This window comes from Wenxinia saemankumensis, assembly GCF_900141735.1.
GTDB lineage: Bacteria > Pseudomonadota > Alphaproteobacteria > Rhodobacterales > Rhodobacteraceae > Wenxinia > Wenxinia saemankumensis.
This window is the reverse complement of record NZ_FQYO01000003.1, coordinates 94,828-116,660: the sequence shown is the minus strand read 5'-3', so window position 1 is coordinate 116,660 and position 21,833 is coordinate 94,828. Positions and strand designations below refer to the sequence as shown.

At 68.8% G+C, this 21,833-nt stretch carries 19 protein-coding genes; 13 read left to right on the top strand and 6 right to left on the bottom strand.

Annotated elements, in window-relative coordinates; translation table 11 throughout:
- Nucleotides 1-26 precede the first annotated feature (26 nt).
- From rhaS to BUE30_RS08045, 6 genes are read left to right on the top strand one after another with little or no spacing between them, the layout of a single operon-like run.
- Entirely contained in the window at nucleotides 27-1,028 is a 1,002-nt protein-coding gene (gene rhaS / locus BUE30_RS08070) for a rhamnose ABC transporter substrate-binding protein (RefSeq protein WP_073328174.1), read from the top strand.
- Nucleotides 1,029-1,087: 59 nt separating this feature from the next.
- Nucleotides 1,088-2,602 (top strand): sugar ABC transporter ATP-binding protein, encoded by a 1,515-nt coding sequence (locus BUE30_RS08065; protein ID WP_073328169.1) that lies wholly within the window; start codon nucleotides 1,088-1,090, stop codon nucleotides 2,600-2,602.
- Nucleotides 2,599-3,579, top strand: a complete 981-nt coding sequence (locus tag BUE30_RS08060) for an ABC transporter permease (RefSeq protein WP_073328165.1) — start codon at nucleotides 2,599-2,601, stop codon at nucleotides 3,577-3,579. Before BUE30_RS08065 ends, BUE30_RS08060 begins: the two co-directional genes overlap by 4 nt.
- Nucleotides 3,576-4,583 (top strand): ABC transporter permease, encoded by a 1,008-nt coding sequence (locus BUE30_RS08055; protein ID WP_073328161.1) that lies wholly within the window; start codon nucleotides 3,576-3,578, stop codon nucleotides 4,581-4,583. Before BUE30_RS08060 ends, BUE30_RS08055 begins: the two co-directional genes overlap by 4 nt.
- Entirely contained in the window at nucleotides 4,580-4,897 is a 318-nt protein-coding gene (locus tag BUE30_RS08050) for an L-rhamnose mutarotase (RefSeq protein ID WP_073328157.1), read from the top strand. The genes BUE30_RS08055 and BUE30_RS08050 overlap by 4 nt, the downstream gene beginning before the upstream one ends.
- Nucleotides 4,894-6,258, top strand: a complete 1,365-nt coding sequence (locus tag BUE30_RS08045) for an FGGY-family carbohydrate kinase (protein ID WP_073328152.1) — start codon at nucleotides 4,894-4,896, stop codon at nucleotides 6,256-6,258. Before BUE30_RS08050 ends, BUE30_RS08045 begins: the two co-directional genes overlap by 4 nt.
- On the opposite strand, the gene BUE30_RS08040 is transcribed toward BUE30_RS08045, so the two are convergent.
- Nucleotides 6,255-7,286 carry a LacI family DNA-binding transcriptional regulator gene (locus tag BUE30_RS08040; RefSeq protein ID WP_073328148.1) on the bottom strand — a complete coding sequence of 344 codons (1,032 nt, stop codon included), beginning with the start codon at nucleotides 7,284-7,286 and terminating at the stop codon, nucleotides 6,255-6,257. The two genes, BUE30_RS08045 and BUE30_RS08040, sit on opposite strands and share 4 nt — an antisense overlap.
- 146 nt (nucleotides 7,287-7,432) lie before the next feature.
- On the opposite strand from BUE30_RS08040, the gene BUE30_RS08035 reads away from it, so the two are divergent.
- The 6 genes from BUE30_RS08035 (at nucleotide 7,433) to kce (ending at nucleotide 14,856) form a co-directional block, all read left to right on the top strand.
- Nucleotides 7,433-9,733 (top strand): alpha-L-rhamnosidase, encoded by a 2,301-nt coding sequence (locus BUE30_RS08035; RefSeq protein ID WP_083601270.1) that lies wholly within the window; start codon nucleotides 7,433-7,435, stop codon nucleotides 9,731-9,733.
- 53 nt (nucleotides 9,734-9,786) lie between these two features.
- Nucleotides 9,787-11,067 carry an ABC transporter substrate-binding protein gene (locus BUE30_RS08030; protein ID WP_073328143.1) on the top strand — a complete coding sequence of 427 codons (1,281 nt, stop codon included), beginning with the start codon at nucleotides 9,787-9,789 and terminating at the stop codon, nucleotides 11,065-11,067.
- An 88-nt stretch (nucleotides 11,068-11,155) separates the two neighbouring features.
- Nucleotides 11,156-12,016 (top strand): carbohydrate ABC transporter permease, encoded by an 861-nt coding sequence (locus tag BUE30_RS08025; RefSeq protein ID WP_073328136.1) that lies wholly within the window; start codon nucleotides 11,156-11,158, stop codon nucleotides 12,014-12,016.
- Complete coding sequence (locus tag BUE30_RS08020; RefSeq protein ID WP_139300517.1) at nucleotides 12,013-12,837, top strand: carbohydrate ABC transporter permease; 825 nt, start codon at nucleotides 12,013-12,015, stop codon at nucleotides 12,835-12,837. The genes BUE30_RS08025 and BUE30_RS08020 overlap by 4 nt, the downstream gene beginning before the upstream one ends.
- A 29-nt stretch (nucleotides 12,838-12,866) precedes the next feature.
- The gene (locus BUE30_RS08015; protein ID WP_073328132.1) at nucleotides 12,867-13,847 is read left to right on the top strand and encodes an ABC transporter ATP-binding protein; all 981 of its coding nucleotides are present in this window, start codon (nucleotides 12,867-12,869) and stop codon (nucleotides 13,845-13,847) included.
- A 76-nt stretch (nucleotides 13,848-13,923) separates the two neighbouring features.
- Nucleotides 13,924-14,856: a 3,5-dioxohexanoate:acetyl-CoA acetone transferase gene (kce, locus tag BUE30_RS08010; protein WP_073328127.1), complete on the top strand. Its 933-nt coding sequence runs from the start codon at nucleotides 13,924-13,926 to the stop codon at nucleotides 14,854-14,856.
- Here the strand turns inward: kce and BUE30_RS08005 are convergent.
- From BUE30_RS08005 to arfA, 5 genes are all read right to left on the bottom strand, one after another.
- Nucleotides 14,853-15,680 carry a carbohydrate ABC transporter permease gene (locus tag BUE30_RS08005; protein WP_073328122.1) on the bottom strand — a complete coding sequence of 276 codons (828 nt, stop codon included), beginning with the start codon at nucleotides 15,678-15,680 and terminating at the stop codon, nucleotides 14,853-14,855. The genes kce and BUE30_RS08005 overlap by 4 nt on opposite strands.
- Nucleotides 15,677-16,567, bottom strand: coding sequence for a carbohydrate ABC transporter permease (locus BUE30_RS08000; RefSeq protein WP_073328118.1), 891 nt, complete (start codon nucleotides 16,565-16,567; stop codon nucleotides 15,677-15,679). The genes BUE30_RS08005 and BUE30_RS08000 overlap by 4 nt, the downstream gene beginning before the upstream one ends.
- 70 nt (nucleotides 16,568-16,637) lie before the next feature.
- The gene (locus tag BUE30_RS07995; RefSeq protein WP_073328113.1) at nucleotides 16,638-17,918 is read right to left on the bottom strand and encodes an extracellular solute-binding protein; all 1,281 of its coding nucleotides are present in this window, start codon (nucleotides 17,916-17,918) and stop codon (nucleotides 16,638-16,640) included.
- 37 nt (nucleotides 17,919-17,955) lie between these two features.
- Nucleotides 17,956-19,038 (bottom strand): ABC transporter ATP-binding protein, encoded by a 1,083-nt coding sequence (locus BUE30_RS07990; RefSeq protein ID WP_073328109.1) that lies wholly within the window; start codon nucleotides 19,036-19,038, stop codon nucleotides 17,956-17,958.
- A gap of 7 nt (nucleotides 19,039-19,045) precedes the next feature.
- Complete coding sequence (arfA, locus tag BUE30_RS07985; RefSeq protein ID WP_073328104.1) at nucleotides 19,046-20,554, bottom strand: arabinosylfuranosidase ArfA; 1,509 nt, start codon at nucleotides 20,552-20,554, stop codon at nucleotides 19,046-19,048.
- Nucleotides 20,555-20,748: 194 nt separating this feature from the next.
- Between arfA and BUE30_RS07980 the strand changes: the two genes are divergently transcribed.
- The gene (locus BUE30_RS07980) at nucleotides 20,749-21,699 is read left to right on the top strand and encodes a LysR substrate-binding domain-containing protein (protein WP_073328099.1); all 951 of its coding nucleotides are present in this window, start codon (nucleotides 20,749-20,751) and stop codon (nucleotides 21,697-21,699) included.
- The last annotated feature ends 134 nt before the right edge of the window (nucleotides 21,700-21,833 follow it).

Genomic DNA, 21,833 nt, shown 5'->3' with positions numbered 1-21,833 from the left:
TCACGCTCATCTCAGGGAGGAGACACATGAGCATCACACGCAGATTGTTCGGGGGCGCCGCGCTGGCCGCGCTCGCGCTCACCGGCGGCGCCGCCACGGCGCAGGACGATCCGGTGCGCATCGCGCTGGTCGCGAAAGCGCTGGGCATCGGCTTCTTCGAAGCCGCCGCCGAGGGCGCGCAGGAAGCGGCGGACGAGCTCGGCAATGTCGAGCTGATCTACACGGGGCCGACCGACACCACCGCCGAGGGCCAGATCGAGGTGATCAACTCGCTCATCGCCCAGCAGGTCGACGCCATCGCCATCAGCGCGAACGACACCGACGCGCTGGTGCCGGCGCTGCAGCGCGCGATGGATCGCGGGATCACGGTCATCAGCTGGGATTCGGGCGTCGCGCCCGAGGGCCGCGAGATGCACCTCAACCCGTCCTCGAACCCGCTGATCGGCAACATGATCCTCAGGCTCGCCGCGGACGAGCTGCCCGAGGGCGGCCAGGTCGCCGTGCTGTCGGCCAGCGCCACCGCCACGAACCAGAACATCTGGATCGAGGAGATGATGAACGTCCTTCCCGATTATCCGGGGATCGAGGTGGTCGCGACGGTCTATGGCGACGACCTCGCCGACAAGTCCTACCGCGAGGCACAGGGCCTGATGCAGACCTATCCCGACCTCGACGCGATCATCGCGCCGACGAGCGTGGGCATCGTCGCCGCGGCGCAGGCCGTGGTCGATGCCGGCAAGGTGGGCGAGGTGAACGTGACCGGCCTCGGCCTGCCCTCCGAGATGGCGGGCGCGATCGAGAGCGGGGCCTCGCAGAGCTTCGCGATCTGGAACCCGATCGACCTCGGCTACTCGGCCACCTGGCTCGCCTATCAGCTCGCGACGGATGCCGCGACCGCGGAGCCGGGCGCCGAGATCGAGATGGGCCGGATGGGCACGCTCACCCTCGACGAGAACAACGAGGGCGCGATGGCCGACCCCTTCGTCTACGACGAGAGCAACATCGCCGACTTCGTCGACGTGTTCTGATCACCTGGCGCGCGGGACCGATGTCCCGCGCGCCACCCCGCCCCGACAGGATCCCGACCATGGCCGATGCCGGCACCCCCGTGCTGTCCCTGAAGGACGTGACCAAGACCTTTCCCGGCGTGACCGCGCTGGATGCGGTCTCGCTCGACCTGTACCCCGGTCAGGTCACCGCGCTGGTCGGCGAGAACGGCGCGGGCAAGTCCACCATCGTCAAGGTGCTGACCGGCATCTACCGCCCCGACGGGGGCGAGATCCTGCTGGACGGCGCGCCGGTGCGCTTCGCCTCCGCGCAGGACGCGACCGCCGCCGGGATCACCGCGATCCACCAGGAGACCGTGCTCTTCGACGAGCTGACGGTCGCCGAGAACATCTTCATCGGTCACGCGCCCCGGACCCGACTCGGCCTGATCGACTGGCCCGCGATCCGCGCCAGGGCCGCTGAGATCCTCGACCGCATCGACGCCCCGCTCGACCCGATGACCCCGCTGAGAGAGCTGGGCATCGCGTCCAAGCACCTCGTCGCCATCGCCCGCGCCCTGTCCGTCGACGCCCGCGTCGTCGTGATGGACGAGCCCACCGCCGCCCTCTCCCGCAAGGAAATCGAGGAGCTCTACGAGCTGGTGGAACGGCTGCGCGGCGAGGGGCGCGCGATCCTCTTCATCTCGCACAAGTTCGACGAGATCTTCCGCATCGCGGACCGTTACACCGTGTTCCGCGACGGGCAGTTCGTCGGCGCGGGTCGGATCGCTGACGTGACCGAGGACCAGCTGGTGACGATGATGGTCGGCCGGTCGGTCGACCAGATCTTTCCGGACCGCGACAAGGCGCCGGGCGCGGCCGTGCTGCGCGTCACGGGCTATTCCCACCCGACCGAGTTCGACGACATCTCGTTCACCCTGCGCCGGGGCGAGATCCTGAGCTTCTACGGCCTCGTCGGGGCCGGACGGTCCGAGGTGATGCAGGCGCTGTTCGGGATCACGAAACCCTCCGCCGGGACGGTCGAGATCGAGGGGCGCGCGCGCACCATCCGCTCCCCCTCCGACGCCATCTCGGCCGGGGTCGTCTACGTGCCCGAGGACCGGGGCAGGCAGGGCGCGATCATCGGCCTGCCGATCTTCCAGAACGTCTCGCTGCCCTCGCTGGGCCGGACGTCGCGGTCGGGCTTCCTGCGGCTGGCCGAGGAATTCGCGCTGGCCCGCGACTACACGAAGCGGCTCGACCTGCGGGCGGCCTCGCTCGACCAGGATGTCGGTACGCTGTCGGGCGGCAACCAGCAGAAGGTGGTGATCGCCAAGTGGCTGGCGACGAAACCCGCCGTCATCATCCTCGACGAGCCGACCAAGGGCATCGACATCGGGTCCAAGGCCGCGGTCCACGCCTTCATGGCCGACCTCGCAGCCGAAGGGCTGGCCGTGATCATGGTCAGCTCCGAGATCCCGGAGGTGCTGGGCATGTCCGACCGGGTGATCGTCATGCGCGAGGGACGGCAGGTGGCGGAGCTGGAGGGCGCGGCGCTGACGCCCGAGGCGCTGGTGCGGCACGCGGCCGGCATCGGGGCGGAGAAAGCGGCATGAGCGGATTCCTCAGATCGCGCGAGGCGCTGCTGACACTGGTCGTCCTCGCCCTGCTGGGCCTGATCGCCGGCCGGTTTCCGGCCTTCGTCGCGCCCGGCAACCTCGCGGGGGTGTTCAACGACACCGCGCCGCTGCTGATCCTCGCGCTCGGCCAGACGGTAGTGATCCTGACGCGCTGCATCGACCTGTCGGTCGCGGCGAACCTCGCCCTGACGGGGATGGTCTGCGCGATGCTGAACGCCGCCGCGCCGGACGTGCCGCTGGCCGCGATCCTGGCGCTGGCGGTGGCGATGGGTGCCGTGATGGGCGCGATCAACGGACTGCTCGTCTGGACACTGGCGATCCCGCCCATCGTCGTGACGCTGGGCACGATGACGATCTACCGCGGGCTCATCTTCGTCATCTCGGGCGGCGAATGGGTGAACTCGCACCAGATGGGCGCGTCCTTCACCGGGTTTCCCCGCGCCGTCCTGCTGGGCCTGCCGGTGATGAGCTGGATCGCGCTGGCGATCCTCGCGGGGTTCTTCCTGTTCGTGGCGCGCACCCCCCTCGGCCGGGCGTTCTACGCGGTGGGCGGCAATCCCCATGCGGCGGTCTATGCCGGGCTGAACGTGGGCCGCACGCAGTTCTGGGCCTTCGTCGTCTCGGGGGCGCTGGCGGGGCTGACCGGCTATCTCTGGGTCGCGCGCTACGCGGTCGCCTATGTCGACATCGCCGCGGGATTCGAGCTGGAGGTGGTGGCGGCCTGCGTGATCGGCGGCATCGCCATCGCGGGCGGGGCGGGCACGATCCTCGGCACGCTGCTGGGGGCGCTGTTCCTCGGCATCCTCAAGAACGCGCTGCCGGTGATCGGCGTCTCGCCCTTCTGGCAGATGGCGATCTCGGGCGCGGCCATCGTCGTCGCCATCGCGTTCAATTCGCGCAGCGCGCTCGGCCGGGGGCGGATCATCCTCAAGCGGGCGGAGGGCGCGGCATGAGCGAGACCGGATTGCGGGACAGCAGCCTCCACCGGCACCTGCCCGACCGGCTGGAAGGGCGCGGCGCGCGGCTGGTCAAAAGCTGGGAATCGCTGCTGCTGGCGGTGGCCATCGCGATCTTCGTCGCGAACAGCTTCGCCTCGCCCTACTTCCTGAACGCGTGGAGCCTCTCGGACGCGACCTTCAACTTCACCGAGAAGGCGATGATCGCCTTCGCCATGGCGATGCTGATCATCGCTGGCGAGATCGACCTCTCCGTCGCGGGGATCGTCGCGCTCGCCTCCACCGCGATGGGGGCGGCGGCGCAATTCGAGGTCGGCGTGCCGGTGCTGATCCTGGTGGGGCTGGGGACGGGCCTGCTCTGCGGGGCATTCAACGGGATCCTCGTCACCGGGATGGGCCTGCCGTCCATCGTCGTGACGATCGGCACGATGAGCCTGTTCCGGGGGATCAGCTACATCGTGCTCGGCGATCAGGCCTATCGCGGCTACCCCGCGGGCTTCAGCTGGTTCGGGCAGGGCTACGTCTTCTGGGTGATCTCGTTCGAGCTGGTGCTCTTCGCGATCCTCGCCCTGATCTACTACGTCGTCCTGCACCGCACCAGTTTCGGCCGCACGGTCTACGCCATCGGCAACAACCCGACGGGCGCGCTCTTCTCGGGGATCCGGGTGGCCCGGGTGAAGTTCGTGCTCTTCCTGCTGACCGGCCTGATGTCCGGGGTCGCGGCGATCTGCCTGACCTCGCGCCTCGGCTCCACCCGCCCCTCCATCGCCACGGCATGGGAGCTGGAGGTGGTGACCATGGTCGTGCTGGGCGGGATCAACATCCTCGGCGGATCGGGGACGATCCCCGGCGTGGTGATCGCCGCCTTCGTCATGGGCCTCGTCACCTTCGGGCTGGGCCTGCTGAACGTGCCGGGCATCGTTATGAGCATCTTCATCGGGGCGCTGCTGATCGGCGTGATCGCCCTGCCCCGGCTCTGGACCCTGTGGAGACAACGATGAGCGAGAGATACGCCTTCCGGATGCGGCTCAATCCCGGGATGGAGGCCGAGTACGAGCGGCGCCACGACGAGATCCTTCCCGAGCTGGTGGAGCTGCTGCGCGGCGCCGGGGTGTCGGACTACTCGATCTGGCTCGACCCGGAGACGCACCTGCTCTTCGGCGTCCTCACGCGAACCGAGGATCACGGGATGGACGAGCTGCCGTCGCATCCGGTCATGCAACGGTGGTGGGCCCACATGGCCGACCTGATGGAGGTGGCGCCGGACAACGAGCCCGTTTCCGTCCCGCTCCGCCGCATGTTCCACATGCCATGAGCGATGCGCCGCGCCAGCCGCTCCGGCATGTCGCCGTCATCGACATCGGCAAGACCAACGCCAAGCTGGCGCTGGTCGATACGGACCGGATGGAGGAGATCGCGGTCGCCACCCGGCCGAACACGTCCCTCACCGGCGGGGCCTGGCGCAGCTTCGACCTGGACGGGATCTGGGACTTCCTGCTGGGCGCGCTGGCGGACATGCAGGCGGCGCACGGAATCGACGCGATCAGCGTGACCACGCACGGCGCCTCGGCCGTCCTGCTGGACGACAGCGGCGCACTCGCCTGCCCGATGCTGGACTACGAGGAGACCGGGCCGGACGACGTCGCCGACGAATACGACGCGCTGCGTCCCGGTTTCGAGATCACGGGTTCGCCCCGGCTGCCGATGGGACTCAATCTCGGCGCGCAGCTGCACTGGCTGCTGGAGGGCCGCGTCGAGCGGGACCGGATCGCGCAGATCGTGACCTACCCGCAATTCTGGTCGGGTCGGCTGACCGGCCGCTACGGCTGCGAGCTGACCTCGCTCGGCTGCCATACCGATCTTTGGGATCCGCGCGCCGGCACCTTCAGCCCGTTGGTGGACCGGCTCGGCCTGTCGGGCCGCATGGCCCCGGTCGTCCGGGCCGGCGACCCGGCGGGCGCCGTCCTGCCGGACCTCGCGGCGCGCATCGGGCTGCCCGAGGGGATCCTGGTCTTCTCCGGCATCCACGATTCGAACGCCTCGCTGCTGCCGCATCTGCGCAATGCGGGGCCGTTCTCGGTCGTGTCCACGGGGACCTGGGTGATCGCGATGAGCATGGGGGCCGAGGTCCCCGCCCTCGACCCCGCGCGGGACACGCTGATCAACGTCAACGCTCTGGGCCAGCCGGTGCCGTCGGCGCGGTTCATGGGCGGGCGGGAATACGAACGGGAGAAGGGCGCGGCAGCCGCCCCCTCCGCGTCGGACCGGGACGCGGTGCTGGCGGGCGGCGCGCTGCTGCGCCCGTCGGTCGAGCCCGCCTCGGGGCCCTTCCCCGGCCGGTCCGGGGGCTGGACGGCAGAGCCCGCGACCGAGGGCGAGCGGAGCGTCGCGCTCGGCTACTACCTCGCGCTGATGACGGCGGAATGCCTGGCCCTGACCCACGGGGCGGGCCCGATCATCGTCGAGGGGCCCTTCGCGCGAAACGCCGACTACCTCGCCATGCTGGGTGCGGCGACGGGGCGCGAGGTGCGGATCTCGGCCTCGGCCACGGGCACCAGCATCGGCGCCGCGCTGCTGGCCCGGCCGGAGGCGGACCTGCCGGTCCCCGTTCCGGTGGGCGGGGCGGCCGATCCGCGCCTCGCCGCCTATGCCGCGCGGTGGAGGGAGACGCCCTAATGCGAACTGCGGGGCACGAAGGCCGGGGGGACGAAGTCGTGGCTCGGCGCGCGCCGCCCCTCGATCCGCTCGAGCAGGCGGTTCACCGCCATCTCGCCGATCCGGGCCGGATCCTGATCCACACTGCTCAGCCCGATCAGCGGCAGCGCGGCGACCGGCGTGTTGTCGTAGCCCGTGATCGCCAGCTCGCCCGGCACGTCGATGCCACGCATCCGCGCGCGGTTGAGCAGCGGCACCGCGTGCATGTCGGACCAGACGACCATGGCGCGCGGGCGGTCCGGCAGGTCGAGCAGGGCATCGAACCCCTCGTCCCGGGGCGCGATGTTGCCGCCCCCCTCGACGCGCAGCACCCGCGCCCGGTCGGACAGGCCCGCCTCGGCCATCGCGGCCAGGTAGCCCTCCTTGCGCTGGGTGGCGACGGCCGTCCGCTCGTCCCCGGAATGGGTGTAGAAGACGAAGGCGATGTCGCGGTGCCCGCGCTCGAGCATGCCGCGCACGGCGAGCCGCGCCCCGACCCGGTCGTCGGAATTGACCGTGTCGAACCGGGCCGCGTCCGGCTGGTGATGGGCGATCGTCACGACCGGGATCTGTTCGCCGATCGCCTCGAGCGTGGGGCCGTCGGAGCGCGGCGCCACCAGCAGGATCCCGTCCATCCGGTAGTCGATCATCGATTCGATGAGCCCCGTCTCGATCTCGCTGGCGGAATGTCCGACCCCGATCAGCGCCTTGTAGCGCGATGCCTGCAGCCGGCTGTTCGCCCCCTCGACCACGAGCGACAGGAAGGGGTTGGCGATGTCGATCAGCAGGACGCCCACGGTCCAGGTCCGGCCCCTCATGCCGCGCGCGGCGACCGAGGGGCGGTAGCCCAGCCGGCCGATGCTGGCCTCCACCTTCTCGCGCAGACCGTCGCTGACGCCATAGGCGCCGCGCAGGACCTTCGACACGGCCGCGACGGACACTCCGGCATCCTCGGCCACGGTGCGGATCGTCGCCCGCGCGGGCGGGCCGGAAACGGTGATCTTCGACATGCTGCCCCTTCGCGATCTGTGCCGGTGATAGCGCGGAAGGGTCTTGATCGGCAATCTCGAGTGTGTAACGGTCTCCGTAGAACGGTGCACATCGACGGTCCGGAGGAGGATCGACGGCAGACGACGCACCGCAAGGGAGGACGACCATGAGCCCCGACGCTTCCAGCGGCGGCCACGCCGATACGCGCGCGCAGGCCTTCACCACCGGCAGACTGATCGCCCCGGCGACCCCGCCCGAGCGGCGCGAGGATGCCGCCGCGCTGTCGAAGACCTTCACCCTCGACAGCGTGCCGCAGGGCGCCCTGCTGCGGATCTCGGCCCTCGGGCTCTACCGCGCGCATCTCAACGGGCAGCGGGTCGGCGACGATCACCTGACGCCCGGCTGGACCTGCTACGACGACCGGATCGCCTACCAGGAGTACGACGTTACCGACCTGCTGAAGGAGGGTGAGAACACCCTCGAGATCTGGCTGGGCGACGGCTGGTATCGCGGCCTGCTGATGTGGCCGCCCTCCCCCGCGACGGACACCTGGGGCGACCGCGTCGCCGCCATCGCCGAGCTCCGGGCCGGGGACGAGACGCTGCTGGCGACCGACGACAGCTGGTCCAGCGGCCTGTCCCCGGTCACCGCGCAGGGCATCTACCACGGCGAGGACGTCGATGGCGGCCGCGCCACGACGAAGGACGGCGGCGTCGAGACGCTGGATCTCGCCCCGACCTTCGTGCCGCACGAGACCGGCGCGGTGAAGGCGCTGGAGGCGATCGTGCCGGTCGAGAGCTGGGCGGACGGCGCCGCGACGGTGCACGATTTCGGCCAGAACTGCGGCGCCATCGTCCGGATCACCGCCCGGGGCGACAAGGGCGCGAAGGTCCGTGTCAGCTTCTCGGAGGTGCTGGGCCCCGACCGCGCCTGGGACAACCGCAACTACCGCGCGGCGCGCGCGCAGTTCCACTACACGCTCGGCGGCAACGGCGACGAAAGCTGGGAGCCGGTCTTCACCTTCTACGGCTTCCGCTACGCGAAGGTGGAGATCGAGGGGAATGCCGAGGTCGCGCGGATCGAGATGCTGCCGCTGACCTCCGTCCCCGAGATCGCGGGCGGCTTCGAATGCGGCGTGCCGGAGGTGAACCGGCTGGTGCTGAACACGATCTGGTCGCAGCGCTCGAACTTCATCGAGATCCCGACCGACTGCCCGCAGCGGGACGAGCGTCTCGGCTGGACCGGCGACGCGCAGGTCTTTGCCGGGACGGCCTGCTGGCTCGCCGATTGCGAGACCTTCCTCAAGAAGTACATGCGCGACGTGCGCCACGACCAGCGCGAGGACGGCGCGGTGCCGCATTTCTCGCCCGACCCGACCCGGCTCAAGCCGGTCCGGACCCGCAAGAACTGGAGCGGCGACAAGGAACAGGTCTGGGCCGGCTCCACCGGCTGGGGCGACGTGATCACGGTCATGCCGTGGCAGCTCTACCTGCATTACGGCGACAAGGGCGTGCTGGAGGAGAACTTCCCCGCCATGCTCAAGTGGCTGGATTACCTGTGGTCGATCTCGAACGGCCCGATCATCCATCCGCACTCGCACTGGGGGTCCAAGGGCTTCACCTTCGGCGACTGGCTCCAGCCCGTGGGCGACAACCGCAAGCCGCGGCCGACGATCGCGGACGATTGCGCGGCCACGCTCTACTTCTACATCTCGACCGACCTCGCCGCCCGCATCGCGGGGATCCTCGGGGAAAGCGAGCAGCAGGCCCGGCTCGAGAAGATGGCCGCCGAGATCAAGGCCGCCTTCGCGCACGAATTCTTCGCCCCCTCGGGCCGGATCGCGCATAACGACCAGACCTCGTGGGCGCTGGCGTTCCTCTACGACCTCGTCCCGGCCGAGCATGACGCGGCCGGCCGCGCCTATTTCCGCCGCGTGGTGGAGGAGGCCGATTATCTGATCGGCACCGGCTTCATCGGCACCCCCGCCCTGCTGCCCGCGCTGACCAAGCTCGGCATGATGGACGTGGCCGAGAAGGTGTTCCTCAACCGCAAGGTGCCTGGCTGGCTCTACCAGGTGGAGCGCGGGGCCACGACGATCTGGGAGCGGTGGGACGCGCTCGGCGAGGACGGCACGATCTACGACCCCGACATGAACAGCTACAACCACTACGCCTACGGCGCGGTCTGCCAGTGGCTGTTCGAGGAGGTGGCGGGCATTGCGCCCAGCGCCGACGGCCCCGGCTTCGACAAGGTGACGATCGCGCCGAAGGTCCTGCCGGAGCTCGGCCATGTCGAGATGTGGCACGCCTGCCGGCACGGCCGGATCGAGGCCGCCTGGCGCATCGAGGACGGCAAGGTCCGCTACACCGTCACGCTGCCCGAGGGATGCGAGGGCGTCGCCTCCGACGAGATCGGCGGCGGCACCTATGGCGCGGGCAGCCACGAGTTCACGTTCCCCGCGCCCTAAGCGCGGGGCGGATGGAAACCCCGAAGAGGACGGGGGCAACTGGGAGGAAGACCATGACACACCGACTGACCCGCACGACGGCTCTGGCCAGCGTGCTCGCATTTTCGGCCGGCGCCCTTTCGGCGCAGCAGTTGACGTTCCTCGTCGACAGCAGCGCCGACAGCGTCGCCGTGACCGAGGCGCTGACGGCCGCCTATACCGAGATGAATCCCGACGTGACCTTCTCGATCGAGACGCGTCCCGGCGGCGGCGAGGGCGACAACATCATCAAGACCCGCCTCGCCACCGGCGAGATGCCGGACCTCTTCATCTACAATTCCGGCTCGCTGCTGCAGGCCCTGCGGCCCGACCGGACGCTGCTGCCGGTCGACGAGATCGAGAATTTCGGCCTCATCAACGAGGCCTATGTCTCGACCGTGCAGGGCGAGAGCGGCGCGACCTACGGCGTGCCCTACGAGACGGCGCAGGGCGGCGGCATCTACTACCACAAGCCGACCTACGAGGAGCTCGGCCTCGAGATCCCGACGACCTGGGACGAGTTCATGGCGAACAACGCCCGCATCGCCGAGGAGACGGATGTCGCGCCGATCGCGCAGACCTATCGTGACACTTGGACCAGCCAGCTCTTCGTGCTGGCCGATTTCTACAACGTCCTCCAGGCGGAGCCCGATTTCCCCGCGCAGTACACCGCCAACGAGGCGCATTACTCGGACACGCCGGCGGCCGCGAACGGCTTTTCCCGGCTGCAGGAAGCCTACGAGGCGGGCTACTTCAACGAGGATTTCGGCGCCGCGACCTACAATGACGGCGTGGCCATGGTCGCCACCGGCGAGGCGGCGCATTACCCGATGCTCACCTTCGCGGTCGGCGTGTTCCAGCAGAACCATCCCGACCTGATGGAGGATGTCGGCTTCTTCGCGCAGCCCGGCGACGATCCGGAGGCGAACGGCCTGACGGTCTGGATGCCGACCTCGCTCTACGCGCCGGCCGACACGGAGTACCCCGAGATCGTCAACGACTTCCGGAACTTCGTCGCCTCGCCCGAGGCTTGCGACATCATCACCGACACGATCGGCGTGACCGGCCCCTACCTCATCTCCGGCTGCGACCTGCCGGACGAGGTGCCGGGCATGGTGGCCGACCTGCTGCCCTATTTCGAGGAAGAGGGCCGCACGGCCCCCGCGCTCGAATTCCTGTCGCCGGTCAAGGGCCCGGCGCTGGAGCAGCTGACGGTCGAGGTGGGCAGCGGCATCCGCGACGCGGCCTCGGCCGCCGAGCTCTACGATCAGGACGTGGCCAAGCAGGCCCGTCAGCTCGGTCTCGAAGGCTGGTGATCCTCCCCACCCGCTGACGACCGGGAGCCCGCCCGCCTTCGGTGGGCGGGCTCCACTTTCCCTGCTCCACCAGCCGCGGACCTGCGCCATGCAACGCCGATCCCCCTACCCGTACTGGTTCCTGCTGCCGGCCGGCACGATCTTCTTCGTGCTGTTCCTGGTGCCAACGATCGCGAGCTTCTACTTCTCGCTGACCTACTGGGATCCGTTCGAGGCCCGCTTCGCCGGCTTCGAGAACTACGTGCAGTTCTTCTCCGAGCCGTATCTGGCGCGGGGGGTGATGAACACGCTGATCTTCGCGCTGCTCACCTCGGGGCTGAAGACGGTGCTGGGACTGCTGCTGGCGGTGCTGCTCACCTCCGGGATGCTCGGCCAGGGGCTGATGCGCTCGGTGGTCTTCTTTCCGGTGCTGGTCTCGACCATCGGCGTCGGCCTGCTGTTCCAGGAGCTGATGCACCCGACCGAGGGCGCAATCAACGTCGCCCTGTCCTGGGTGGGGATCGACGGCCCCGGCTGGCTGACGAACCCGTCGCTCGCGCTGTTCTCGGTCGCCCTGGTGGACGTCTGGCGGGGCGTGGGCCTCGCCACGCTGATCTACATCGCCGGGCTCGCCACGATCAGCCCCGACTACTACGAGGCCGCCCGCATCGACGGCGCGACCCGGATCCAGCAGTTCTGGCGCGTGACCGTGCCGCTGGTGCGCCCGGCGACGACGACCGTCGTCATCCTGTCGCTGATCGGGGGACTGCGCCTCTTCGACCTGATCTGGGCGATGACCCGCGGCGGCCCCGGCTTCAGCTCGGACGTGCTCGCCAGCACGATCTACAAGCAGTACCAGGCGGGGTTCTGGGGCCTGTCCACCGCCGGCAACGTGATCCTCTTCCTCGTGATCGCGGTGGTGATCCTTCCGCTCTCGCTCTGGTTCAACCGCAAGGAGGTGGACCTGTGAAGACGCGCCAGATCGTCATCGGCCTCATATCGATGGCCGTGTTCTTCGTGATCTTCGTGATCCCGTTCATCCTCGTGCTGCTGACCGCGTCGAAGACGCCGGCGGAGGCGGCGAGCGTCGACTTCACCCTGCCCGAGCGCTGGGTCTTCTGGGAGAACCTGGTCGAGACCGTCCAGACCCGCGACTACCAGCTGCTGCTGGCCTACTGGAACTCGTCGGTCATCACCGTCGGGGCGATCGTCGGGCTCGTCATCTTCGGCGCGATGGTGGGCTACGTGCTGCAGCGGCGGGACACGAAACTGACCCGCGGCCTGTTCTTCATGGTGCTGGCCGGGCTGATGATCCCGCCCGCCGTCGTTCCGACGATCTGGCTGCTGCAGGGGATCAACCTGTTCAAGACGCTTCACGGGATGGTCCTGATCCAGATCGCCTACGGCCTCGGCTTCACCGTCCTGCTCTACCGGTCCTTCATCGCGACGATCCCGCGCGATCTGGACGAGGCGGCGATCATCGACGGCGGCACGCCGCTGCAGATCTTCTTCCGCGTGATCCTGCCCCTGCTGAAGCCGGTGACGGTCACGATCATCGTCGTGCAGGCCATCGGCATCTTCAACGACTTCACCCACCCCCTCTACTACCTGCCGGGGGCCGAGAACGTGACGGTGCAGCTGACGCTCTACAACTTCCAGAGCCAGTTCGTGAGCCAGATCAACCTGCTGTTCATGAACATCCTGCTGATCACGATCCCGCCGCTTCTCGTCTTCATCTTCTTCAATCGCCAGATCGTCGCCGGCATGACCTCCGGCGCGGTGAAGGGTTGAGCGCCCCCGGCGCCACGAAAGGAAAAGCCATGGCCGATGTCGTCCTCACCGACCTGCGCAAGAGCTTCGGCGGTCTCGAAGTCATCAAGGGCGTCGACCTGCACATCGAGAGCGGGGAGTTCTGCGTCTTCGTCGGCCCCTCGGGCTGCGGCAAGTCCACCCTGCTGCGGATGATCTCGGGGCTGGAGGACGTCTCCTCCGGCCGGATCGAGATCGGCGGCAAGGACGTCACGCGGGCGGAGCCCAAGGATCGCGGCATCGCGATGGTGTTCCAGTCCTACGCGCTCTACCCCCACCTGACCGTGCGCGAGAACATCGGCTTCGGCCTCTCGCTCGCCCGCCGCCCCAAGGCGGAGATCAAGGAGAAGGTCGACGCGGTGGCGCGCACGCTGCAGCTCGAGGACTATCTCGACCGCAAGCCCAAGGCCCTGTCGGGCGGCCAGCGCCAGCGGGTCGCGATCGGACGGTCGATCGTGCGCGATCCCAGCGTGTTCCTGTTCGACGAGCCGCTGTCGAACCTCGACGCCGCGCTGCGCGCCCAGATGCGGATCGAGCTGACCGACCTGCACGCCAAGCTCGGCACCACGATGATCTACGTCACCCACGACCAGGTCGAGGCGATGACGATGGCCGACAAGATCGTCGTGCTGAACGGCGGCCGGATCGAGCAGGTCGGCGCCCCGATGGAGCTCTACGACCGGCCGGCCACGCCCTTCGTGGCCGGGTTCATCGGCTCGCCCAAGATGAACCTGCTGGAGGGAGAGGCCGCGCGGAAGATGGGCGCGCGCGAGGTCTACGGCATCCGGCCCGAGCATCTCGTCCTGTCGGAGGGCGATGGCCGCTGGGCCGGCACCGTCCGCCATGTCGAACGGCTGGGCGCGGACACGATCGTCCATCTCGAATCCCGCGAGGTCGGCCCCCTGCTCGCCCGGGTCGAGGGGCACCGCGAGTTCCGCCTCGGCCAGGAGGTCACCGCCAGTCCGGCCGAGGGCCGCGCCGTCCTGTTCTGATCCCTCCGCCGGGGGGCGACGGCGGCGCGCCGCCGCGCTAGCCTGTCCGGATCGGGACCGACAGGGGGAGGGGCGGATGAAACGCACGGACAAGGTCATCGTGAGCTGCGCGGTGACGGGGTCGATCCATACCCCGTCGATGTCGCCGCACCTGCCCGTCACCGCGGCCGGGATCGCCGGGCAGGCCGTCGCGGCGGCCGAGGCGGGGGCCGCGATCCTGCACCTGCATGCCCGCGAGGAAGAGACGGGCCGACCGACGCAGGACGTCGCCGCCTATGCCCGGTTCCTGCCCCGCATCGCCGAGCGGACGGACGCGATCCTCAACATCACGACGGGGGCGGGCCTCGGCATGGGGATGGACGAGCGCCTCGCCGCCGCGCGGCACTTCCGGCCAGAGCTCGCCTCGATGAACATGGGCTCGTTCAACTTCAACATCTCGGGCGCAGCCGCGCGAGGGCAGTTCCGCCACGACTGGGAACGGCCCTATCTCGAGATGACGAAGGACTTCATCCTGTCGAACACCTTCGCCCAGATCGAGCGCGGCATGACCGAGCTCGGCGCGCTCGGGACACGGTTCGAGTTCGAGTGCTACGATGTCGGCCACCTGCACAACCTCGCCCATTTCGTCGACCGGGGCCTCGTCCAGCCGCCCTTCTTCGTGCAGGCGATCTTCGGCGTCCTGGGCGGGATCGGGCCCGATCCCGAGAACCTGATGCACATGAAGGCGACGGCCGACCGCCTCTTCGGGGGCGATTACGTGCTGTCGATCCTGGCGGCCGGGCGGCACCAGTTCCCGCTGACCACGATGGGCGCGGTCTGCGGGGCGAGCGTGCGGGTCGGGCTGGAGGACAACCTCTACCTCGCGCGCGGCACGCTCGCCCGGTCGAACGCCGAACTGGTCGCCAAGGCGGTCCGCATCCTCTCCGAGCTGTCGCTGGAGCCGGCCACCCCGGACGAGGCGCGCGCGATCCTCGCCACGAAGGGGGCGGCCGGGACGGCGATCGGCTAGCCCTTCACCCCCGACGAGATCATCACCGCCTCGGTCACGCGGCGCTGGAAGATGAGATAGGCCAGCGCCACCGGCATCGCGCCGAGCAGGGCCACCGACATCAGCCGGGCGTAGAACACGCCGAAGGCGTCGTTGACCTGCGTGATGCCGACCGGGATCGTCATCCGGCTTTCGGAGGTGACGATGAGGAACGGCCAGAAGAAGGCGTTCCACGCGCCGATGAAGGTGATGATCGCCAGCGCGGTCGTGATGCCCCAGTTCAGCGGCAGGTAGACCTTCCACAGCAGCGTGTATTCCCCGCCGCCATCCAGCAGCACGGCCTCGCGCAGCTCCTTCGGGACGGCGTCGAAGAACTGCTTGTAGACGATGATGACCACCGGCACGACGAGCTGCGGCAGGATGATCCCCGCCCAGGTGTTCACCAGCCCGAGGTCGTTCATCAGGATGAACTGCGACACGACCAGCGCCTGCGACGGGATCATGAAGCTGGCCAGCACGATCCCGTAGAGCAGCCGCCGCCCCGGAAAGCGCATCTGGCTGAGCGCGTAGGCGCACATCATGCCCGAGACGATGACGACCACCGTGATGATCAGCGACGTGCCGATCGAGTTCCAGTACCAGGTCGGGATCCGCGTGTTGAACAGCGCGTCGATGTAGCTGACCGGGTTGAACTCGTCCGGGATCACGCCCGCATCGGCGGAGACGACGTTGTTCTCGCTCCGCAGCGAGGTGACCCCCGCCCAGTAGAGAGGGAAGAACCAGATCGCCGCGGCGATCAGCGTGACGAGGGTCAGGGCCCAGTTCTCGATCCGGCGGCGGGTCATCGGCGGCCTCCGGCGAGGCGCAGGAGCTGGAACTGCAGCACCGACACCACCGCGATCAGGACGAAGAGAACCAGCGCCACGGCCGAGGCATAGCCCCCGTGGTTCAGCTGGAACGCCTCGCGGTAGACGAGCATCAGGAGGACGTAGGACTGGTTGAACGGCCCCCCGCCCGAAAGAAGGTAGATCTGGTCGAAGATCTTGAGCTGCAGGATCAGCTGCAGCGTCAGGACCAGCGCCGTGACCGGCCAGAGCAGCGGCCAGGTCACCCGGCGGAACTGCTGCCGCCGCTTCGCCCCGTCGAGGGCGGCCGCCTCGTAGAGCTCGGTCGGGATGTTCCGCAGCCCGGCGATGAAGAGCAGCACGTTGAAGCCGTTGGTCCACCAGATCGTCACCACGGCGATCATCGGCATCACCCAGTAGGGATTGCCGAAGACGGCGACGGGCTCGCCGGTCGTGAACTCGAGCACGGGTTGCAGGATGCCGAACTGAAGGTCGAGCATCCATTGCCAGATCAGCGTCACGACCGAGACCGGCAGGATGTAGGGCAGGAAGAAGATGGCGAGGACGAAGGCCTGCATCCGCCCCGACAGCCGGTTGACCATCAGCGCGATCCCCAGCGCGATCAGCGTCGTCGGAATGACGGTCAGCAGAAGGAAATAGCCGTTGTTCTTGAGCGAGAGGAAGAACATCCGGTCGCCGAACAGCCGTTCGAAATTGGCGAGGCCGACGAATTCCCCGTCGCCGATCAGCGGCGCGTTGGTGAAGGAGAGACGGATCACCTCCCAGGTCGGATACCCGAAGGCGAGCAGGAAGATCGCCAGGAACGGCGCGATCAGGCTGTAGGCGATCAGCCAGTGTTTGCGCCTGTTCGTGCTGACCATCGCCATCGGCAGACCCAGTCCCTTGTCGTTGTCTCGGAGGGCGCCGGCCCCGGATGGGGGGCCGGCACCGGGATCGTTACTGCATCATGCCGGAGAGATCGGCCTGCATCTGGGCCACCGCATCCTCGGGCGTGAGGAAACCGGCCAGCGTCGGCACCATGATGTTCAGCGCCGCGTCGTAGACCGGCGAGGCGACGCCCGCGATCGGGTTGCGCGGGTCGAAGCTGGCCGTGTCGGCGAGCGAGGCGTAGGTCGAGTTCGGCTCCATCGAGGCGTATTCCTCGCTCTCGACGGTGGCGACATAGGCGGGGATGTGGCCCGCGCTCGCCCAGCCGATGGAGTTGCGCTCCATCCAGCCGATCACTTCCATGACCGCGGCGCGCTTCTCGGGGGTCATCTCCTCGTCGCCCTGGACGGGGATGGCGAAGGCGTGGCTGTCGGCCCAGGTCGCCGCCTCGTCCAGCAGCACCGGCACCTGCACCGCGCCCCATTCGAAGCCGAGCGTTCCGTCGGCGGCCATGTCGGTCATCGTGGGCACTTCCCAGACGCCGTTCATGTGGAAGGCCGAAGTGCCCGAGGTGAAGAGCGCGACCGACGCCTCGTACTCGGCCTGCGCCGGGGTGATGCCCTCGTTGCTCCAGTCGGTCATGATCTGCAGCGCGCGGACCGCCTTGTCTGCGTTGTCGCCGGGCAGCACCTCGCCGTCGACGATGAACTCGCCGCCCTGCTGGCTGAGCAGGGTGTAGAACACACGCCACACGCCGCCGTCGCCGCCGGTCTGGTAGGAAAGCGGCGTCTCGGAGCCGTTCTCGCGGGCCGCGGCGAGGGCCGCGTTGAAGTCCTCGAGGCTCTCGATGCCGGTCAGGTTGCCATCGGCGTCGAGATAGTCGGTGCCCTCGAGGAAGCTCTTGTTGTAGTAGAGCACGATCGAGTGGATGTCGAAGGGCAGCGCGTAGAGCGTGCCGTCATCGCCGCTCGCCGCCTCGACCGAGGCCTCGAAGAAATCGTCGCGGCTGAGGCCGGCCATCTCGAGGTCTTCGTCGGTGATCGGGGTGAGGATGCCCTCCTCCAGCGCCAGCGGCAGCCGCGACAGGTGGTAGGTCATCACGTCCGGGCCCTCGCCCACGGCGGCGGAGGTGCGGACCTTGGTGTAGTAGGGCACGCCCCATTCGAGCGTCGTCGCGTCGATGACGATCTCGCCCTCGTGCTCGGCGTTGAAGCCGTCGATCAGCGCCTTCATCCGGACGCCGTCGCCGCCGGCGAGGAAGTCCCACCAGACCACGGTTTCCTGCGCGACGGCAGGCAGCGCGATCAGCGACACCGCGGTCGCGCCCATCAGGTTTCTCAGGGTTCTCATCTTCTCGGTTCCTCCCGTTGATGAAGTCGTTCGATGCTCAGCGCAGCCGCGCGCCGTCCGTGTCGAAGACGAGGACGTCGCCCGGATCGGCGGAGAGATGGACGGGCCGGCCCTCCAGCGCCTCGCGCAGCTGGTGGCGCTCGACCACGATCTGACGGTCGTCGGCGGTGCGCGTGTGCAGGTAGGTGACCCCGCCCAGCGCCTCGCTCATCTCGACCGTCGCCGGCAGGCCACCCTCCGGGACGAGGCGGACATGCTCGGGCCGGATGCCCAGCTCGACCGGGGTGCCCTCGGCCGGGGCGGCGTCGGCGAGGGCCACCTCCATCGGCGGGGCGCCCTCGACGTCGAGCGCGACGCGGATCGTCCCGGCGCCGTGGCCGGTCACCTTGCCGGGCAGGAAGTTCATCGCGGGCGAGCCGATGAAACCGCCGACGAAGCGGTTGTCGGGATCGTCGTAGAGATGCAGCGGCTTGCCCGATTGCTGCACGTGCCCGCCCTTCAGGACGAAGATCTCGTCGGCCAGCGTCATCGCCTCGACCTGGTCGTGCGTGACGTAGATCATCGTCGCGCCGATCTGCCGGTGCAGCCGGGCCAGTTCGAGCCGCATCTGCACGCGCAGCTCGGCATCGAGGTTCGAGAGCGGCTCGTCGAAGAGGAAGACCTTCGGCTGGCGCACGATGGCGCGGCCGATGGCGACCCGCTGGCGCTGCCCGCCCGACAGCTCGGAGGGGCGCTTCTTCAGCTGGTCGGTCAGCTGCAGGATGCGCGCGGCCTCCTGGACCTTCTCCTCGACCTCGGCCTTCTTCGCCTTGGCCAGACGCAGCGAGAAGGCCATGTTCTCGTAGACCGTCAGGTGGGGATAGAGCGCGTAGTTCTGGAACACCATCGCCACGCCGCGATCCGCGGGCTCGACCTGGGTGACGTCCCGGCCCTCGATCTCGATCCGGCCGCCCGACGTTTCCTCCAGCCCCGCGATCATCCGCAGCAAGGTGGACTTGCCGCAGCCCGACGGGCCGACGAAGACCGCGAAGGCGCCCTTCGTGATCTCCATCGAGACGTCGTGGATGACCTCGGCGTCGCCGAACTTCTTCTTGACGTTCGTCAGTCGGACCCCGCTCATCCCGCCGTCACACCTTCAGCCGGACGACGTGGTAGGACAGCGGGGCCAGTTTCCCCTTCAGCCGCCCGTCCTCGACGCCCACGCCGCTGCCGTCCTGCGGGGCGATCGCGTCGGGCTGGTCGGGACTGTTCGTGGCCCGAAGGTCGTGCCCCTCCATCACCTTGTGCATCGCGAGGCTCGCTCCGTCGAAGCCGGTCAGCCGCATGTCGAGCTCGGCCGTCTCGGTCAGGTGGCGGTTGACGATGAACAGCGTCACCATCCCCTCGCCCGTGTTGTGCACGGCCGAGATGTCCATGTAGCGCACATCGGAGGAGACCTCGCAATCGTAGGTCGGACCGTCCACCGCGACGTTCAGCGCATCGCCGCGCCCGTAGAGCGAAGCCATCTGGTAGGGCCAGTAGATCGTCGTGCGCCAGGCCGGCCCGCCGTTCAGCGTGCGGATCGGCGCGATCACGTTGACCAGCTGCGCGATGGCCGCGATGCGGACCCGGTCGGAGCGCCGGATGAACTCGTTCAGCAGCCCCGCGACGAAGAGGGCGTCCTCGAAGTTGTAATCCTCCTCCAGCAGGGCCGGCGCCTCGGGCCAGTCCCAGCTCTTCCAGTTCTTCTCGTCCTGGCCGCGGATGTGGTACCAGACGTTCCACTCGTCGAAGCAGATGCCGACCTGCCGCTTCGACCGCTTCTTGGCCTGCACGTAGTCGATCACCCCGGCGATCGCCTGGATGTAGCGGCCCGTCTCCTCGATCTTGCCGAAGAAGTTCAGCGTGTCGTGCGAGGAATTGCCGAAATACTTGTGGAGCGAGATGTAGTCGACGTTGTCGTAGCACTCCTCAAGCACCTCGCGCTCCCATTCGGGATAGGTCGGCATCTGGTCGTTGGAGCTGCCGCAGACGATCAGTTCGGCGTTCCGGTCGAGGCCGCGCAGCGCCTTGGCCGTCTCGTCGGCGAGGCGGCCGTACTCCTTGGCCTCCTTGTGGCCGACCTGCCAGGGGCCGTCCATCTCGTTGCCGAGGCACCACATGTTCACGTCCCAGGGCTTCTCCTGGCCGTGCGACTTGCGCAGGTCGGACCAGTAGGTGCCGCCGGGATAGGTGACGTATTCGACGTATTCGCGCGCCTTCTGCAGCGTGCCGGTGCCGAGGTTCACGGCCAGCATCATGTCGATGCCCGCCTTCTCGGCCCAGCGGCCGAATTCGTTGATGCCGACCTGGTTCGTCTCCTTGCTCCGCCAGGCGAGGTCGAGCCGGACCGGACGCTTGTCCTTCGGGCCGACGCCGTCCTCCCAGTCGTAGGCCGAGACGAAGTTGCCGCCCGGGTAGCGGATGGCCGGAATCCTCAGGTCCTTGACGAACTGCATGACGTCGCCGCGGAACCCGTCCTCGTCCGCCGTCGCGTGGCCGGGTTCGTAGATGCCGCCGTAGATCGCGCGCCCCATATGCTCGATGAAGGCCGAGTAGAGCCGGTCGTCGATCGTGCTGATCTTGAATTCGCGGTGCAGATCGGCGGCGATTTTCATGGATGGTCTTCCCTCGTTCGCACCCTTGCGGCGGGCGGACGACATCGGCGACAAGCCGCAATATTGCGGTGCCGGGTCACGCGCCGTTCGAAATGTGCCTGTTGTTCCGCCACGAGCGTAGCAAGCGGCGCAAAGAACGGGCAAGCGTTGAAATCGCAGCGTGATATAGCAGTTTCGTCATATCCCGGGATGCCATGGCCCTGACCCCTTCCAACACCGAGGACCGGCTCGTCCGACGCGGGCTCAAGACCGCGCATCTGCGCATCCTCGCCGCCCTGGGCGAGACCGGGCAGATCAGCGCCGCCGCCGCGCGGCTGCCGATCACCCAGTCCGCCGCCTCGCGCCTGCTGCGCGAGGTCGAGGCGCTGGCGGGCAGCAAGCTCTACGAGCGGACCGCGCGGGGCGTGACGCTGACCCAGGCGGGCGAGATCCTGACCCAGAGCGCGGCACGCACGCTGCGTGAGCTGGACCGGGCCGACCGCGAGATCGGCCGGATCGAGAACGGCCTTCCGGGACTGGTCCGCGTCGGCGCGATCTCGGGCCCCGCGATGGAAAGCGTGCTGCCCGCGGTCGGTCGGTTCCGCGCCATCGCCCCCCGGACCGAGGTCCAGGTCATCGTCGAGACCAGCGACACCATGGTCGAGAGCCTGCTCGCCGACCGGCTGGACTTCTATGTCGGGCGGGTCCCGAACACCGCGCAGATGCACCTGCTGCAGTTCCAGCCGCTGAAGGCCGAGGCCTTCTGCCTGGTCGTGCGCGAGGGCCACCCGCTCTGCGCGCGGGAGGCCCCGAGCCTCGCCGACTGCCTCGACTACGACTGGGTGCTGCAGCCCACCGGCGGGCTCGTCCGGCGCGCGATCGAACACCTCTTCATGCGGGCGGGCCTGCCGCTGCCCGAGCGGATCGTCAGCACGCCCTCCCTCCTCCTCAGCCTCGGCCTCGTGCGCGGATCGGACGCCATCGCACCCTTCGCCCGGTCGGTGCTGCAGTTCGACCAGGCCGGGCGTCCCGAACCCACGCTACGGATCCTGTCCCTCGCCCCGGACCTGGAACTCAGCCAGTTCGGTCTCGTCCGCCGCAACGAGCGTCCCCTGACGGGCGCCGCGAAGATGTTCTACGACATGGTCTTCGACGAGAACCGCTGAGCGATCCGCTTCCGCCGCCCCGGCCTGCGGACGGGACCCGGTCCCCCGGCGCCCCGGGATCGTGGCGGCGCGGCGGGACCGGCGAGCCGGACCTTCGCCGGCCTGCCCTGCCGCCCATCCGCCCTCCCCAGGAC